The following is a 15372-nucleotide window of genomic DNA, read 5'->3' as shown; positions in this document are numbered from 1 at the left end:
TCATGCGCGTGTCAGCGCGCGCCACCGCCTCAAGCGCGGCGCGCGCGTCCCGGTGCAAGCGCGGTCCCGAGCACGTGATCCCAGAACGGCGTGACCACACCGAAATTGCCGGGCTTGGGGTCGCGATGGTGACGCAGATGGCGCAGCCGGCAACTGCGTAGCCAGGCGTGCAGCCGCGTTTGCCCGGCCAGCGGCCAGCGATGCACGGCGTCGTGGACCAGCAGATACAGCAGATAGCCTAGGATCAGGCCACTCGTGCTGCCGTTCGCGATCTGCAGGTCCGTGACTTCAGCCACGAGCGCAAAGAATGTCGCGAAGATGACGACGCTGACCCACACCGGCGATCCGATCAAGGCACTGGGGCGCGCGTGGTGCAGGCCATGGAGCTGCTTCAGGATGGTGACCTCATGGTAGAGGAACCGGTGCACCAGATATTCGGCGAGCGTCCACAGCGCAGCGCCGCAGGCTGCGGCGAGCAGCCAGCGCCGCGGCAGGGCAAAGCCATGGCTCGCAAGGTCGAGCAGCAGCAATGCAACGATGACGATCGGGTAGATGACGAGTTCGGCGTAGTAGCTGAGCTTGCTGTGATTCACGTCGGTCCCGCACGCAGACATGCCAGAGGAGAGGAATGACGCGCTCCGCGACGAGGGGCTGGCCTGACGACTCAAGCCTCCGTTGCAGAGCTTGTCACGGGACTGAGATAGCGCAGACATAAGTCGCTTGCGTGAAGGCCCCGCGCTGGCTCATCGCTCGCGCCGTCGACTGGGGTTCTGATCGGCGCAACGCGACATTCACCGAGAATCCGGTGTTGCGACGGGAGGCAACAAGCGCGCTGGCCTCTCGGGTGACGTGGTTGAAGGGCGGCTCAACTCGCGCGACGCGCGAGCAACAGGGCGCCGCCGAGACCGCACATGACAGCGCCGGAGGCTTGGCGCATCCGCATGACCAGGCTCGGCCGCCTGACCAGCCCATGGCGCGCCTTGGCCGCCCAGACCGTTACGACAAGGTCGACGCTGGTGTTCAGCGCCACCGAGATCAGCCCGAGCACGACGAACTGCGCGGCGACATGGCCCGAGGGATCGACGAATTGCGGAATGAAGGCGAGGAAGAACGCCGCCGTCTTCGGATTGAGCGCTTCGACGATGATGCCTTCGCGGAATGCCCGCCGGCTGCCCGTCGTCGTCACCTCGGCCGGTTCTGCGACGCTCGCCTCGCGCCAGGTCTTCACGCCGAGCCAGATCAGGTAGAGCGCACCGGCGATCTTCAGCACGGTGAACGCTTCCGCACTCGCCATCACCAGCGCCGACAGCCCGACCGCACCGGCGACCACGTGCACCAGCCCGCCGAGCCCAAGCCCCACGCTCGACGCCAGCCCCTCGCTCCGCCCACCGGCCAGCGTCCGCGCGACGATGTAGAAGATGCCGGGGCCGGGCGTCAGCGCGACGAGGAGTGCGGCGGAGAGGAAAAGGAGGAAGGTGGGGAGGTGGGGCATGAATTGTCTGGTGAGGCGGTTATGCGGTCTTGTCGCGCATTCTATCAAGTCCGGACGAGTGTACCGCCGTTCGCAACAGGATTGCGGCCGTTCTCGCAGCGGCGAGCAGTGTCTCGTGGGTGGTGGTCACTAGGTCGTTGCACGCTATCGATCGCCGCCACGAGTCGCGTGAAACCCAGGGATATTCGGCCGCGCGGGTCAACCGCAAGTTGACATGGCTTGAAATGCTTCGCAGAACACCGTGGTGACCTGTCGATAGATTCCGGTCCGCGTAAGAGAAAGAAATTATGCCAAGGTTGTTTAGCGCGCTCGGGCTCATCGCCAATCCATTTGAACACTACGTCGCTGAGACGGAGCCTGATATCGTCGAGTACGCAGTAAAGCCTCCGTATTTCGAGGCGATCGATGCTCGCGCAAAGAATACGTCCTCGTACATCTTGTTCGGTGACAGGGGAGCTGGGAAGAGCGCGACTAGGCTCACTGTTTTCAAGGAACTCTGGGCGGCAAAGGCCAAACGTGATGATGTTCCGCTTGCCGTCAATTTTGTTGACTTCTCCGTTGCATTGTCTGGAAAGAGGATCGGGGCCGCTACAGAATCGATTTTGATTAGCGAGGTTGCCTTTGTGGTGATTGAGAGTTTGCTGGTTTGGTTAAGCTCTCTCGAGGAAGATGACCGAAATACTTATCAAGAAGCGATGAATGCGGAAGAGCTGGGACTCTGCTACGAGCTATTGCGCGACCATTATCTCTCGCGCCCTTCCGGCAAGCGCGAGAAGTCCTCCCGCGAAGCAATGGAACTTTTCAATCAGGCTTTCGTGTCAAAGAGCAGGCTGTGGGTTGAGCAGAGGTGGACTGCGGTCACGTCAGTTGTCGCAAAAACATTGCAGTCGATCATTGAGCTAAAGACGGGCGTGAAGGCTGATGTCGGGGATGATCTGTCCGGATTGCTTAAGAAGGCAGATGATGAATATGATTCTATTCTGCTGATAAGAAAACTGGTTGATCTGGTTAAAGTCTTTGGATTTGCTGGTATCGTTCTCTTGATCGATAAGGTCGATGAGACGGAGGCGACGACCAATTCGGCCGATAAGACGGCGGAATTGATCTATCCATTGCTCGCGCGTGTTCAGTTGCTTGAGATTAAGGGGTTTTCCTGGATTTTCTTTCTTTGGAGTCGGATTAAGGGAATTTTTGAGGCCCAACAGTTTGCTGTTCGGCTCGATAAGATTGGTCATGCGACGGTTTCGTGGGAAGATCAGTTTTTTGTTCAGATGCTCAATCGTCGTTTGGAGTATTATTCGAGACAAAGAGTTGGCGGGTCAATTGGGTTCGCGGGCCTGTTTGAGGCAAACACGAACATGCCCAAAGTATATAGTGAATTGATCAGCGTATCGATGCGATCGCCTCGCGAGCTTGTCAGGCTGATGGATGTTATCGTGCGAGAGCACGATATTCGTTTTTCTGAAGCGCGTGACGTTGTCCTGCTTAGCGCGGAATCGATGCAGATCGGTCTAGACAAGTACGTTACCGATACAATCGCGACGGTTTATGGTGAGCGATTGCTCGCGCAAATATTCAGGTTGAATAAGACTGTGTTCACAAACAAAGATGTGCAGCTTACGTTTAAGGTTGGAGCTCAATCGGCTCGTACAAGAATCCAATCTTGGGAGAATGCTGGTATAATTCGTCTTACTGGGACTCGCGCCGCCGAGGGTGCGCAAGGCGGTAAACCTGCTAATGAGTATACTGTCGTTGATGCAAGGGTAGAGCGGGTAATGTTGTTTCAGCTTATTTCGTATGATGACAACGTTGAGCCAGAGGATGGCTTCAATGCCGCTGATGAGTAGTCGGGCAAGCACAATAGTTTGTTTTTTAAAAATGGAATGTCAATTGTCTCGCTTTTGCCCGATCGTCCGGGTGGTTAGTTTGCCGGAGGAGCTTGTTAGTTTGATGAGGAGATCGATGGGGCTCTAAAGCGAGGCTGCCCGACGGGCAATCCCGGCATCCCCGTAATGCGCAAATTGCCCGTCGTGTTAGTTTGTCGCAAACATTTCCCTTGCGCCGTCGGGCAAATCACATCCACATTTCCGGGCATCCCGCCTCGATGAAGAGGGACGGTTCGCGGTCGTCACGACACGTGAGGTGGGGAGGCGGTGGCTGCATCGTGTCGCAACGTGCGTAAGCGCGTGGACGAACGGCACGGTGCAGACGGTCAAGTCGCGTGGTCTCGACACCCCGACGCTGGTGTCAAGCGCAAGGCGCTCGAAGCGCATTGTCGCCATGGTGGCCAACAAGCCGGCGCACCAGGGAGAGCGCGAAGCAGCCGATAAGCCCACCGCGCAGGGAATGCCGGATGACCGGCTGAACCTGTGGTACCTGCCGCCTGCATTTTTTTCGCAGGCGGGCCATGGGTTGCGGCCAGCACCCGGCATTCCCTGCGCCCTCTTCGGAAGAGGAGGGCCGAACGAACCGGAACAACTCGGGCGATCGGGCCGCGGGATCGCGAAGTCGCGTCGCTCAGTTCGCGAGATATGAACCGTGAGCATAAGCCGACCCCGACCAGTATCAACGACGACAGGCGCAACCTCGTCTTATGTCGGAAGGCGGCAGGACAAGCACGCTCCGATCCTGCCGCCAGTACGGTGTGCTCCCTCTCCCCGTTCTTCACGGGGAGAGGGTTGGGGTGGGGGGCCGACGCACGGGCGGTATATGTGGTGAGACCTGTACGCTCTCACCCGGACTGCATCTGCGATGCAATCGGACCTCTCCCCGCACCGAGCACGACGCAGCGCGGTTGTTCTTCCCGACCAATCATCCCCTTCGTGGCGGATGAGTTCGCGCTACGGTCGCCACTCACGGCGCGGTCTGCGCCTCGATCTTGAACTGCGCCAGGGCGCTCGGCGGATCGATCGCAATCAGCTGGGCGAGCTGCATGGCCGGGACCTTGGCGCGCGGCGAGAGCTTCAGCGTGAAGGTCTGGCGCGGCTTCTCGACGAAGCGGCTGAGCGCATCGACCGCGCTCGCCACGTCGGCATTGTCGGCCGCGACCTGCGCGCCGATCGCCTTGATGCTGTCGACCAGCGCCTTGCGTGCGGCATCGCGGGGAATGGAATGGCTGCGCGCGTAGTTGGCGACGAGCACGTCGACGGCGCCGAGATCGCGCAGCGTCAGAGCGAGGCCGGCAGCCTCGATCTTCTCCGCGGCCGTCATGGCCTGCTGCACGTCGACCGTGAACACCTCGCGCGGCACCTGCGCCAGCGACACATTGGCGGAGGCGGCGATGAGATTGCTGACCTCGAGCTTGAACGGCTCCAGCGCGAAGGTCCCAGCGCTCTCGGTCCAGCCGAGGCCGAGATCGGCATCGAACGCGGCGGTGTCGATGCCGGCGACCAGCAGCGGCAGCAACGCCGGGTTCGACGGATCGAGCGGGCCGGCCATCTTGGCCACCAGGCGCGCCTTGGTCGGGATGGGACCGACGAACTGGCCCCAGTCGAGGCTGATATCGTCGATCTGCACCGGCTTGTCGCCGGTCGTGTAGGGCGTCGTCAGCGCCTTCAGCTCGACGCCGTCGAGCATCTTGAACAATTCGGCGGCGTCGGCCGCGGCGGGCTTGGCGCCGGCGGCGGAATATTTGGCCGCGAAATGCATCAGGCCGGCGAAGTCGAAGCCCTTCAGGGCGAAGCGGCCGAGCTTGACCGGCCCGTTCGGCGCGCGGCCGTCGAGGCCTTCCACGGCGATGTCGCCCTTGCCGTCCTTCAGGTCGGCGCGGATCGCCGCCAGCTTGAACGGGCCCTGCGGGGTCTCCACCGCGAGGCCGCGGATCTCGGCATTGCGCATCGCCATGCCTTCGTAGACGCCGGCGACCCGCTCCATCAGATCGCGTGCCTGCGCGGGCGTGGGAGGGCCGGCGGGCACCGTCGGCAGGGCCGCGATCAGCGCCGGCAGTTGCAGGCGCGACGGACGGACGTTGAACTCGTCGAGCGTCGCGCCGTCGATGCGCATGCGGATGCCGGCCGACGAGTTGATCTCGTAAGCCCCCATCGTGACCTTGCCGTAGACGCGGTAGGTGCGGTCGTCCTTGGCCGCATCGGGATTGAGCAGGGCGACGAGCGCGTTGGTGTCGAGGTCGTGGTGAACGATGTCCGCGATGCGCCCCTGCATCTTGTCGGCCTTGCCGCCCGGCTGTTGCGGGCTCATCGTGAAGGTGACCTCGTCGAGCTTGTAGCTCGCGATCCGGCCGGCCTTGATGCCGTCGAAGCTCAGCCCGGAATAGGTGAACTCGGCGGGGCCCGTCGCGGCGCCGCCGTCCATGGTGCCGGTGGTGCGCGGCACCGTGATCGAGGTGGCGTTGATCGCGACGAACTGCTGGACCAGCGCGCGGTAGACGTCGAGCGTGCCGGTGCCGGCAGGGATCGCGGCGAACCGGGCCGGGCCGGCATAATCCTTCACCACCAGTTGCGGCATCTTGTAGCTGATGCGCAGCGCGGCGGGGGCCGGCGGCCTGGCCGCTGATCGCCACGTCGTTCAGCTCGATGCTGGCCGCGGAAACGTGCTCGCTGTCGGGCTGGCTCAGCCCGGTCGCGGTGACGGTGCCGAAGCTGATGCTCGCCGACGGCTGGCTGGCCGATTCCAGCTTGACGTCGGCGATCGTCAACTTGCGCGACCACAGGTCGAAGGCGACCTTGCCGTGGGTGGCGGTGGCGCCGCTCTGACGGATCTGGGCGAAATTGGCCTCGACCTCGCGCTCGGCGCGCGCCTGGGCGTACCAGGGGACGCCGATGACGCCGGCTGCGCCCAGGGCTACCGCTACGAGGACTGCGATGACGATACGTTTCATTCGATATGCTCCGCCCAACGCTTAGGCAGCAGGAGGGTGATGGTCTCAGGGAAATCGATGGAGTAGGGATGTGCTTCTGCGAATTAAGGAATCGCTGGCCCGGGATGCCGACGAGCATGGTTTCGGATGTTGCATGAAAGCCGTCCAACGTGCATCACATGCGCTTCCACCGGCCGGAAAAACCGACGTCTGAACGAAACGCAAGAGAGCAAAATTCCGGGTCGGAAACGCTGGAGCACGTATGTCGTCGTCCTATTCTGAAGATCTTCGTTCCGCAGCCCTGGCCTATCACCGCCTGCCGCGGCCCGGCAAGCTGGAGATCCAGGCCTCCAAGCCGCTCGCCAACCAGCGTGACCTTGCGCTGGCCTATTCCCCGGGCGTGGCGGCAGCGTGCACCGAGATCGCCAACAATCCGGCCGAGGCCGCCTCGCTGACGGCGCGCGCCAACCTCGTGGCCGTCGTCTCCAACGGCACCGCCGTGCTCGGGCTCGGCAATATCGGCCCGCTGGCCTCCAAGCCGGTCATGGAAGGCAAGGCGGTCCTGTTCAAGAAATTCGCCGGCATCGACGTGTTCGACATCGAGATCAATGCCGAGACGATCGACCGCGTGGTCGAGACGGTGGCGGCGCTGGAGCCGACCTTCGGCGGCATCAATCTCGAGGACATCAAGGGACCGGAGTGCTTCGAGATCGAGGCGCGGCTGAAGGAGCGGATGAAGATCCCGGTCTTCCACGACGACCAGCACGGCACCGCGATCATCGTCGGCGCCGCGATCAAGAACGCGCTGTCGCTGGCCGGCAAGCAGCTCTCCGAGGTCAAGATCGTGACCTCTGGCGCGGGCGCGGCCGCGATCGCCTGCCTCAACCTACTGGTCTCGATGGGCGCGAAACGCGAGAACATCTGGGTCTGCGACATCGACGGCGTCGTTCATGAGGGCCGCAACACGCTGATGGATCCGTGGAAGGCGGTCTATGCGCAGAAGACCGACAAACGGACCCTGGCCGATGTGATCGGCGGCGCCGACATCTTCCTCGGCCTCTCTGCGGGCGGCGTGCTGAAGCAGGAGCTGCTGAAGCAGATGGCCGAGAAGCCGTTGATCATGGCGCTCGCCAATCCGAATCCCGAGATCATGCCGGAGGAGGCGCGCGCGGCGCGGCCCGACGCGATGATCTGCACCGGCCGTTCCGACTTCCCGAACCAGGTCAACAACGTCCTCTGCTTCCCGTTCATCTTCCGCGGCGCGCTCGATGTCGGCGCCACCGCGATCAACGAGGCGATGAAGCAGGCGGCGGTCGATGCGATCGCGCAGCTCGCCCAGGACCCGCCGTCGGACGCGGTGAGCCGCGGCTTCGACACCGGGGAGACGCAGGGCTTTGGCCCGGGCTCGCTGATCCCGTCACCCTTCGATCCGCGCCTGATCCTGCGCATCGCGCCGGCGGTGGCGAAGGCCGCGATGGAGTCGGGCGTCGCGACCCGGCCGATCACCAATTTCGACGAGTACACCGCGCTGCTCGAGCGCTTCGCGTTCCGCTCCGGCCTCGTCATGAAGCCGGTGTTTGCGAAAGCCAAGGCGCAGCCGGTGCGCGTGATCTACGCCGAGGGCGAGGACGAGCGCGTGCTGCGCGCGACGCAAGTCGTGCTGGAGGAAAAGCTGGCGCGGCCGATCCTGGTCGGTCGTCCGAGCGTGGTCGAGGCACGCATCAAACGCTTCGGCCTGTCGATCAAGGCCGGCGTTGACTTCGACCTCGTCAACCCCGAGGACGATCCGCGCTACCGCTCCTACGTCCAGAGCTACATCGAGATCGCCGGCCGCCGTGGCGTGACGCCGGATGCGGCGCGCACGGTGGTGCGCACCAATGCCACCGTCATCGCGGCGCTTGCGGTGGTCCGGGGCGAGGCGGATGCGATGATCTGCGGGGTCGAGGGCCGCTACATGAGCCATCTGCGTCATGTCCGCGAGATCATCGGCTTCATGCCGGGGGTCAGCGACTACGCGGCGCTGGCGCTCACCATCACCAGCAAGGGCGCCTATTTCATCGGCGACACCCAGGTGCGTCCTGATCCGACGGCCGAGGAGCTCGCCGAGATGGCGTCGCTCGCGGCCAATCACGTCACGCGCTTCAACATCAAGCCGAAGATCGCCTTCGTGTCGCATTCCGATTTCGGCGGCTACGACACCGACTCGTCGCGCAAGATGCGGCAGGCCACCGCGCTGCTGAAGCAGCATCGGCCGGACCTCGAAGCCGATGGCGAGATGCAGGGCGACACCGCGCTGTCGGCCACCGCGCGCAAGGCGATCCTGCCGCATTCGGATCTCGAAGGCTCGGCCAATGTGCTGATCATGCCGAACCTCGACGCCGCCAACGTCGCCTATCAGATGATCAAGGTTCTGGCGGATGCGGTTCCGGTCGGCCCGATCCTGATCGGCCCCGCGCGTCCGGCGCACATCCTGACGCCGTCGGTGACGGCGCGCGGCATTCTCAACATGACGGCGGTGGCCGCCGTCGAGGCCCAGGAGCGGGCGGGGAGGGCGCAGCCGACGCTGTTCGCGTGATCCGCTCGGCGTGATCGAAGTGTGGCGGAATTCGTCCGGTTTCGGTCGCATTCCGCCCGCCTTTGTTGGTGAAAAGCGTTCGCGATGTCATACATCCGGCCGGAGAGGCCGGCGGTATCTGTTTGAAGTTCAGCCGTGAGGGCGAGAATGCCGGGTTTCATTACGTTCGGGCGCGTTCTGTTCGCCGTGATCTTCATCTATTCGGGCGCGACCAAGCTGTTCGGCATTCCGGTGACCGCTGATATCATCGCCGGCAAGGTCACGATTCCGCCGCTGCTCGCGCCCTATGCGGCGCAGCTCGAGGCGGCGGCGAAGATGCCGATGCCGCAGATCCTGGCCATTGCCTCCGGCGCCTTCGAAGTGTTCGCCGGCGCGATGATCGCGCTGAACTTCCTCGGCCGGTTCTTCGCGGCGCTGATGATCCTCTTCGTCGGCGCGACGATCTTCTACTTCCACGATTTCTGGAACCAGACCCCGCCCGACAACGCCAAGACCCTGATCGACGCGCTGAAGAACCTCTCGATCATCGGCGCGCTGTTCATGATCTTCGGCTACGGCAAGGGTCCTAAAGCGCCTGAGCAGAGCGCCTATGGCGACATCTGACGGCTCCGATCAGGCCGCGCGCTGCCAGGCGGTGACGCTGACGTCGTGCTCGGGGTCGAGCATCAGCTGATTGGCGGGTGTCATGCCGTGCGCCGTCAGCACCTGCTGCGGCGACCGGCCGGGACCGACCTCGGTGAAGCAGGGGGCGCCGCCGGGCAGTTGCACGCGGGGTGCGAATGAGAGGAAGAACGTGTCGTAGCGGTCCATGAACATGTCGAACACGACGGGGCCGCCGATGATCGCCACCGTGCCGGAGGTTACGCCCGCAGCCTCGCAGGCCTGCTCGAACGAGGCGCCAGCGGGGTTCCACAGCGTCGAGTGCGGCTTGTCGGGATCAGGCGCGAGCGCCGCGACCTTGCGCGTCACCACCAGCCGGCGCCGCTTCGGCGAGTTCGGCTGGTCCTCATAGGAGTTGCGGCCGTGGACGATCAGATCGGCGCCGTCCAGCGCGCTGGAGAAGAACTCGGCGTCACCCGGGAATTTGAGAACCCCGGGCATCACATTAGCAGTATCGGCCAACATGCCGTCGGCCGATACGATCACATAACCTTCGATACGAAGCTTGGTCACTGACGAAAGCAATCCTGTCTCATTCGGACACTGTCGTCACAACGCTCGAGACCGGCCGTTGGCTCACCGTCGGCAGCTTGGCGACCTTGGCAAGTTGCTCGTCATATTGCGGCAGCGACTGCACCGGCGCCTTGGCGCGCATCGCGACCACCTTGTAGCCGCCGGCCTTCAGGCGGCGCAGCATCTCGGGCAGGGCTTCCGCGGTGTGCTTGTGGAAGTCGTGCATCAGGATGATGCCCTTGCCGAGCTTGTCGAGCTTCTTGAAGGTGACGTCGATCACCGCCTGCGCATTCTTCGCCTTGAAGTCGAACGAGTCGAGATCGCAGGAGAAGATGCCGATGTTGCGGGTGCCGAGATAGGTCACCATCTCCGGCGGGTGCTGCAGCGCCGGGAAGCGGAAGAACGGCGCCGGCGAGTTGCCGCCGAGCGCCCATTTCACGGCGCTGATGCCGAGCTCGATCTCTTCCTTGCGCTGGTCCTCGGTCAGCTTCTTGTTGGTCAGCGCGGCATGCGACCAGGTGTGCGTGCCCACCGTGTGGCCGGCGTTGTAGACCTGCTTGAGGATCTCCGGATAGTAGGTCGCGTGCTTGCCGATGATGAAGAAGATGCCCGTCGTGCACTGGTCGGCCAGCGCCTTGAGCACGCCCGGGGTGTTCTCAGGCCACGGGCCGTCGTCGAAGGTCAGCACGACTTCATGGTCCTTCAGGAAGTCGAGGTCCTTGAAGTGCTCGAAGCCGAAGCCCGGGCCGCCGGTCGTGTCGATCTCGACGGTGCGGCCGACACCGAGCGCCTCGGGGTTCATGCAGGGTGCGCGCGGCGGCTGAGCCTGGGGTGCGGCCGCTTGGGCCGCGAGGGGCACCGGAGCCGCAGCCGGAGTCGGGGCTGCCGCCGTGCGCTGCGCTTGCGACCAGGCGGCGCTCGACGCCAGGAGCGACGCTGCCAAAGAAGTTGCGAACACCAGTCCAGCCGCAATCCGCATCGTGTTTCCTCGGGGGTTGTTGCAACGGGAGCGTCGGGGATCCAGAGTCGCTCCACCATCCGGCTTGGGATACTACCCCAGCGGCCGGATCGGCGCCAAAAGGAAACGAGGCAAAAACACGGGGAAGTTGCCGGCTCCCGCCGCATTCTTGCCAAGTGTTGCCTAAAGTGTCGCTCAGCCCTGGGCGAGCATCCGGGCGACAGCGGTCTTGACCCGCGTATCGGTCGGCTCGACCGAGGACGCGAATACGTCGGCGATGTAGCCGTCGCGGCCGACCAGGTATTTGTGGAAGTTCCAGCGCGGGGTCTCCTTGGGCCGCGCTTCGGCTGCCCAGCGGTAGAACGGATGGGCGTTGGAGCCTGTGACGACGGCCTTCGAGGTCATCGGGAAGGTAACGCCGTAGTCTTTGTTCGCCAGAGCGGCGATGTCGGCACCGATCCCGGGCTCCTGGTTGAAGTCATTGGAGGGCACCGCGATGATGGTCAGGCCGCGCTCATGGAACTCGCTCCAGAGCTGCTGCAGCCGGGTGTATTGGGGCGTGTAGCCGCACTGGGACGCGGTATTGACCACGAGCACCGGCTTGCCGGCGAAATCCGCCAGGCGAATCGGCTCGCCCGACGGCACCGGGAACGAGAAGCGGTAAGCCGTGGTCTTGCTCACCGCGCTGTCGGCCTGAGCCGCGCGCGAGACGAGCATCGTGCCGGACAAGGACGCACCGAGGCCGAGAACAACCATCCTGCGATCGATCATGTGAATCTCCCTGTGCAGAGCCAGCCCCGTCAGCATGCATGCGCCCGCGCTTGGCCGGCCGTTGTGTCAACGGGCGCGGCGTTGCGTTGGATCAGGCTGCTTTCCAGCAAGGGATACCCTTCCGCTAGGGCGGAAAGAGGGAGGCCGTCGGTCGTCAGCGCAGCGAAACGATGAACTCGGTGCCTTCGCCGGTCTCGCCCTGATTGATGCCCTGGTCGGAGACGATCAGCGAACTTCCGGTCGACAGCGCCTCGCCGAGCCAGGCCATGACGTCGGCGGGGATCGTGATGCGGTCGAGCGCTTCGGCCGGTGTGCTCAACAACACCGGCGGCCTCGTCTCGACGCGAGCCTCGGCGACCTTCTTGCCGTGTCGGGCTGCCTTCTCGGCCCCGTCAGTCGTCGTAGCACCGCGCGCCGAGGCGGGCAGCGAGATGACCGTCCAGCGCATCGTCGCAGGATCGGCCTTGTCGGCGGTCGCGGTGAACACGTGCGTGCCGAGCGGCTTGTCGGAGGGCGCGATCGTGACCGGCGTGTTGAACACCGGCGCGAAGTTCTGCCGGACATAGAGCTTGGAATCCTTGCGGCTGATGAAGACCGCAATCTGGCTGTTGCGCTTCAACTCGGGCTTCGGCGCGACCGGCTTGTCGGGCGCGGCGAGGCGAGACTGATCCTTGGTGAGCTCGTTGGCATCGGCGGGTTTTGCAGGAGCGTCGGCGGCCGTCGTGGACGGCCCGGCAGGCTGGTCGGCGATCTTCGCGTCACCAGCCTTTGCCTCGGCAGGTTTGACGTCGGTGGATCCGGTCGCCTCCGCTTTGCCGCTCTCGCTGGGCGCGGGCTGGCTCGCCAGAGCCGGTCCGGTCTCGCTCGCAGCCGGCTTGGGCTCGTCCGAAGTAGCAGCTTCGGCCTTGACCGGTGCCGTGTTCGGGTTGGGCGCGGTCTCGCTGGTCGTCGTGTCGGTAACGGCAGGCTTCAGATCCGCGGCTGCGTTCGGAGCTTCGCGCGCGTCCGACCGCGATGGCTCAGTGCGCGGCGAGGCGTCGGAGGTCGTGGCCGGCACGCCGGTAGCGTTGCTGGCATCGGCGGTTCGCAACGGGCGGGCGGCCGCACTGATGTCGTCACTGGCGCCGTCGGCGTGGCCGATCGTGGCGCGCAGGTCGATGGTCGCGACGGTGATGGTCGGCGTCGCCACGGCTGCGCCTTTGTCCGACTTGGCCGCGGGAGCGCTGGCGTCGGGCTGCACCGCGGCGCTCGGCTGTGGCGCCTTCAGCGCGGCGAGCATCGGGTGCGAGAAGCTGGTTGGCGCCACTTCACCCGGCGTCACCAGAACGCGCGATCCCATCCGCGTCCAGCCATAGATCTTGGGCGCAAAGCTCGCGGGCATGCGGATGCAGCCATGCGACGCCGGATAGCCGGGAAGGACGCCGGCATGGAGCGCGACACCCGACCAGGTGATCCGCTGCATGAACGGCATCGGCGCGCCGCTGTAGATGTTGGAGCGATGGAATTTCTGCTTCTGGATGACGCTGAACACGCCCATCGGCGTGGAGTGCCCCTTCATGCCGGTTGAGACCGGCGCCTCGGCGAACAGGCCGTTGGCGTCGTAGACCTTGACCTGCTGTTTGTTGATCGACACAGCGATCGTGAGCGGCCCCTGCGGCTTGGCTGCTTCCTTTTCGATCGTCGCGGTCATCTTGGCCTTCGGCTTGCGTGGCTGCATGGCCGGACGCAGCGGCGGAGCAATGGTGACCGGCTGCTGGTCGTCCCAATAATAATACGACGCTGCGTCAGCCCATGATGTGGCGGCTAGAACAAGCGGTACTGAAACGATTGCTGCACAAAAGAACCGCCCCCTGGCGGCTGCACGAACGCAGAGCATTCCGGCAAATCCTCAAGAACCATCTGGTCTTTAGTGTCGCAGACGGAGTCCGCGTTCACCAGCTTGGGGCTTCTGCCCGCCCTGATTTTCGTCCGATCGTAGCAGAAAAGCCTCACATCCCGTTAAACGCGCATCGGGCAGCGGTAGGCTGTGCCTTCCTTGCAGGCGTTTGTGTCCCTACATGGGCGGTACGCCGACCATCGGCGGTATAACGGAGACCGACATGTCGTTCAGAGCCACCAACCGGTTTGATCTGTGGCTGAAAACCCTAGCTTTGCTATCGCTTATCGGACTGTCTTCGCCCGCGGTGTCAGCCTACGCTGCGGATGAGCCGGATCTGATCTTCCGTCGGTCGACGGTGTTCAAGCTGCTGAGCCCTAATGACAAGCTCGCGACCTATGGCGTTGATGATCCAGAGGTCGAGGGCGTGGCCTGCCACTTCACCGTTCCTCAGAAGGGCGGCTATGCCGGCTGGCTCGGCCTGGCCGAGGAGGTCTCCGACATCTCGCTCGCCTGCCGGCAGATCGGGCCGATCCGTTTCAAGCGCAAGCTCGAGCAGGCCGACGACATGTTCAGGCAGCGTCGCTCACTGTTCTTCAAGAAGATGCAGATCGTGCGTGGCTGCGATGCCAAGCGCAACGTGCTCGTCTACATGGTCTATTCCGACAAGCTGATCGAAGGCTCGCCGAAGAACTCGACCTCGTCAGTGCCTGTCATGCCCTGGGGCAAGGCGGATGACGGCGAGGTCCAGAAGTGCGGCGACTTCATTCAATAGGGAGCGCACCGATCGCCGGTCGGCTGTCCGTCCTGCCATGCAATCTGCGTTGGCCTGGATCGTGGCAGCCGATCAGTTGGACCAGGCTTTGCGGTGTCGAGCCAGCAAAGCTCTCGCGACTTTGCTGAGCCATCGGTGCGGACAGCGGACTGCGCCGGTGCTGCGCTTTGGCGGCGGAGGCAGGGATGGGCGTCGTGTTCATGCGGCAGCGTTACAGCACGGATCTTAAGAACCCCTGCATGGCCCGGATCTGACGGCGCGCGCCGCGCGGGCAATTGCTTCGCTGCCGATCCACCGAGTGGCATCCCTTTGTTTGATGGGGGGCGAGGTTCTCGTTGCGATTGCGTTTTGTGTCGTCGGAAAAGCCGCACGAAACAAAGCAGCGGTCGACGAAACCATTTCAGGCTTGTGGCGCCGCCCGGATGAAACGTGAAATGGCTATGAAACATCGGCGGGCGGCGATGTCATCCAGTGTGTCGTCCGGTCCGGCGCAGATGTCATGAGAAGAACACGAGGCCAGCGGTCCATCATGCTCATTCGACTGGGTGCTGCGGCACTGGCCGTTCTGTCCTGTCTCTCCTGGTCTCCTGCCGATGCCCAGCCGACGCTGCGATCGGCCGATCTGCGGAGTGACTTCGTCCGTGAATGCGCGCCTCACATGCTCGGCCGGTGGCAGCATCCCGAAGCCGTCTGCTCCTGCCTGCACGACCGTGCCGCTGCGGTCGTCGAGGACAATGATCTGCGCGAGGCGCTGCTGCGCGGGATCAGAGAGAGCGGGGTTCCCACGATCGAGACGGCATGGGTGTCTCCGGCCAAGCAGTCGCAGATCGGGCCAACCTTCTCCAGGATCGCAAAGCCTGCTCTGCAGTGCCTGTTCGATCCGCCGGCCGATCAGCAGACGACCGACGTGCCACAGAACTGAGCTCTGGCAACACC

The 15372-nt window shown here is 63.9% G+C and carries 14 protein-coding genes; 7 read left to right on the top strand and 7 right to left on the bottom strand.

Annotated elements, in window-relative coordinates; all coding sequences use genetic code 11:
• Positions 1-29: 29 nt before the first annotated feature.
• Together ACVILH_RS26400 and ACVILH_RS26395 are read right to left on the bottom strand one after the other, a co-directional pair.
• Positions 30-593, bottom strand: coding sequence for a sterol desaturase family protein (locus ACVILH_RS26400; protein WP_456715503.1), 564 nt, complete (start codon positions 591-593; stop codon positions 30-32).
• Positions 594-865: 272 nt separating this feature from the next.
• Positions 866-1492 carry a LysE family translocator gene (locus ACVILH_RS26395; protein ID WP_456715502.1) on the bottom strand — a complete coding sequence of 209 codons (627 nt, stop codon included), beginning with the start codon at positions 1490-1492 and terminating at the stop codon, positions 866-868.
• 287 nt (positions 1493-1779) lie between these two features.
• Here ACVILH_RS26395 and ACVILH_RS26390 point away from each other — a divergent pair, with 287 nt between their 5' ends.
• Both ACVILH_RS26390 and ACVILH_RS26385 read left to right on the top strand, forming a co-directional pair.
• Positions 1780-3339 (top strand): P-loop ATPase, Sll1717 family, encoded by a 1560-nt coding sequence (locus ACVILH_RS26390; protein ID WP_456715501.1) that lies wholly within the window; start codon positions 1780-1782, stop codon positions 3337-3339.
• Positions 3340-3694: 355 nt separating this feature from the next.
• Positions 3695-4027, top strand: coding sequence for a hypothetical protein (locus ACVILH_RS26385; RefSeq protein WP_456715500.1), 333 nt, complete (start codon positions 3695-3697; stop codon positions 4025-4027).
• Positions 4028-4345: 318 nt separating this feature from the next.
• Here the strand turns inward: ACVILH_RS26385 and ACVILH_RS26380 are convergent, their stop codons facing one another.
• Positions 4346-5956 (bottom strand): hypothetical protein, encoded by a 1611-nt coding sequence (locus tag ACVILH_RS26380; RefSeq protein WP_456715499.1) that lies wholly within the window; start codon positions 5954-5956, stop codon positions 4346-4348.
• A gap of 68 nt (positions 5957-6024) precedes the next feature.
• On the opposite strand from ACVILH_RS26380, the gene ACVILH_RS26375 reads away from it, so the two are divergent.
• From ACVILH_RS26375 to ACVILH_RS26365, 3 genes are all read left to right on the top strand, one after another.
• The gene (locus ACVILH_RS26375; RefSeq protein ID WP_456715498.1) at positions 6025-6204 is read left to right on the top strand and encodes a hypothetical protein; all 180 of its coding nucleotides are present in this window, start codon (positions 6025-6027) and stop codon (positions 6202-6204) included.
• Between the two features lie 366 nt (positions 6205-6570).
• On the top strand, positions 6571-8883 hold the full coding sequence (locus tag ACVILH_RS26370) for an NADP-dependent malic enzyme (RefSeq protein WP_456715497.1): 2313 nt from the start codon (positions 6571-6573) through the stop codon (positions 8881-8883).
• A 147-nt stretch (positions 8884-9030) separates the two neighbouring features.
• Positions 9031-9486 (top strand): DoxX family protein, encoded by a 456-nt coding sequence (locus ACVILH_RS26365; RefSeq protein ID WP_456715496.1) that lies wholly within the window; start codon positions 9031-9033, stop codon positions 9484-9486.
• A gap of 9 nt (positions 9487-9495) precedes the next feature.
• On the opposite strand, the gene ACVILH_RS26360 is transcribed toward ACVILH_RS26365, so the two are convergent.
• The 4 genes from ACVILH_RS26360 to ACVILH_RS26345 form a co-directional block, all read right to left on the bottom strand.
• Entirely contained in the window at positions 9496-10056 is a 561-nt protein-coding gene (locus ACVILH_RS26360) for a dihydrofolate reductase family protein (protein ID WP_456715495.1), read from the bottom strand.
• A gap of 19 nt (positions 10057-10075) precedes the next feature.
• The gene (locus ACVILH_RS26355; protein WP_456715494.1) at positions 10076-11035 is read right to left on the bottom strand and encodes a polysaccharide deacetylase family protein; all 960 of its coding nucleotides are present in this window, start codon (positions 11033-11035) and stop codon (positions 10076-10078) included.
• A gap of 174 nt (positions 11036-11209) precedes the next feature.
• Entirely contained in the window at positions 11210-11785 is a 576-nt protein-coding gene (locus ACVILH_RS26350) for a glutathione peroxidase (protein WP_456715493.1), read from the bottom strand.
• Between the two features lie 154 nt (positions 11786-11939).
• Positions 11940-13661 (bottom strand): L,D-transpeptidase family protein, encoded by a 1722-nt coding sequence (locus ACVILH_RS26345; RefSeq protein WP_456715492.1) that lies wholly within the window; start codon positions 13659-13661, stop codon positions 11940-11942.
• 223 nt (positions 13662-13884) lie between these two features.
• Between ACVILH_RS26345 and ACVILH_RS26340 the strand changes: the two genes are divergently transcribed.
• Both ACVILH_RS26340 and ACVILH_RS26335 read left to right on the top strand, forming a co-directional pair.
• Complete coding sequence (locus ACVILH_RS26340; RefSeq protein ID WP_456715491.1) at positions 13885-14436, top strand: CreA family protein; 552 nt, start codon at positions 13885-13887, stop codon at positions 14434-14436.
• Positions 14437-14965: 529 nt separating this feature from the next.
• The gene (locus ACVILH_RS26335) at positions 14966-15358 is read left to right on the top strand and encodes a hypothetical protein (protein WP_456715490.1); all 393 of its coding nucleotides are present in this window, start codon (positions 14966-14968) and stop codon (positions 15356-15358) included.
• Positions 15359-15372: the final 14 nt, after the last annotated feature.

This window comes from Bradyrhizobium sp. USDA 4353 (assembly GCF_054063215.1).
The sequence above is the reverse complement of the archived record's forward strand: the minus strand, read 5'-3'. Positions and strand labels throughout refer to the sequence as shown.

Bases quoted from the DNA above. Each gene is read 5' to 3' on its own strand.
- ACVILH_RS26395 (WP_456715502.1), bottom strand. From the start codon at position 1,492: ATGCCCCACCTCCCCACCTTCCTCCTTTTCCTCTCCGCCGCACTCCTC.
- ACVILH_RS26390 (WP_456715501.1), top strand. From the start codon at position 1,780: ATGCCAAGGTTGTTTAGCGCGCTCGGGCTCATCGCCAATCCATTTGAA.
- ACVILH_RS26380 (WP_456715499.1), bottom strand. From the start codon at position 5,956: ATGCCGCAACTGGTGGTGAAGGATTATGCCGGCCCGGCCCGGTTCGCC.
- ACVILH_RS26375 (WP_456715498.1), top strand. From the start codon at position 6,025: ATGCTGGCCGCGGAAACGTGCTCGCTGTCGGGCTGGCTCAGCCCGGTC.
- ACVILH_RS26370 (WP_456715497.1), top strand. From the start codon at position 6,571: ATGTCGTCGTCCTATTCTGAAGATCTTCGTTCCGCAGCCCTGGCCTAT.
- ACVILH_RS26365 (WP_456715496.1), top strand. From the start codon at position 9,031: ATGCCGGGTTTCATTACGTTCGGGCGCGTTCTGTTCGCCGTGATCTTC.
- ACVILH_RS26355 (WP_456715494.1), bottom strand. From the start codon at position 11,035: ATGCGGATTGCGGCTGGACTGGTGTTCGCAACTTCTTTGGCAGCGTCG.
- ACVILH_RS26350 (WP_456715493.1), bottom strand. From the start codon at position 11,785: ATGATCGATCGCAGGATGGTTGTTCTCGGCCTCGGTGCGTCCTTGTCC.
- ACVILH_RS26345 (WP_456715492.1), bottom strand. From the start codon at position 13,661: ATGCTCTGCGTTCGTGCAGCCGCCAGGGGGCGGTTCTTTTGTGCAGCA.
- ACVILH_RS26340 (WP_456715491.1), top strand. From the start codon at position 13,885: ATGTCGTTCAGAGCCACCAACCGGTTTGATCTGTGGCTGAAAACCCTA.
- ACVILH_RS26335 (WP_456715490.1), top strand. From the start codon at position 14,966: ATGCTCATTCGACTGGGTGCTGCGGCACTGGCCGTTCTGTCCTGTCTC.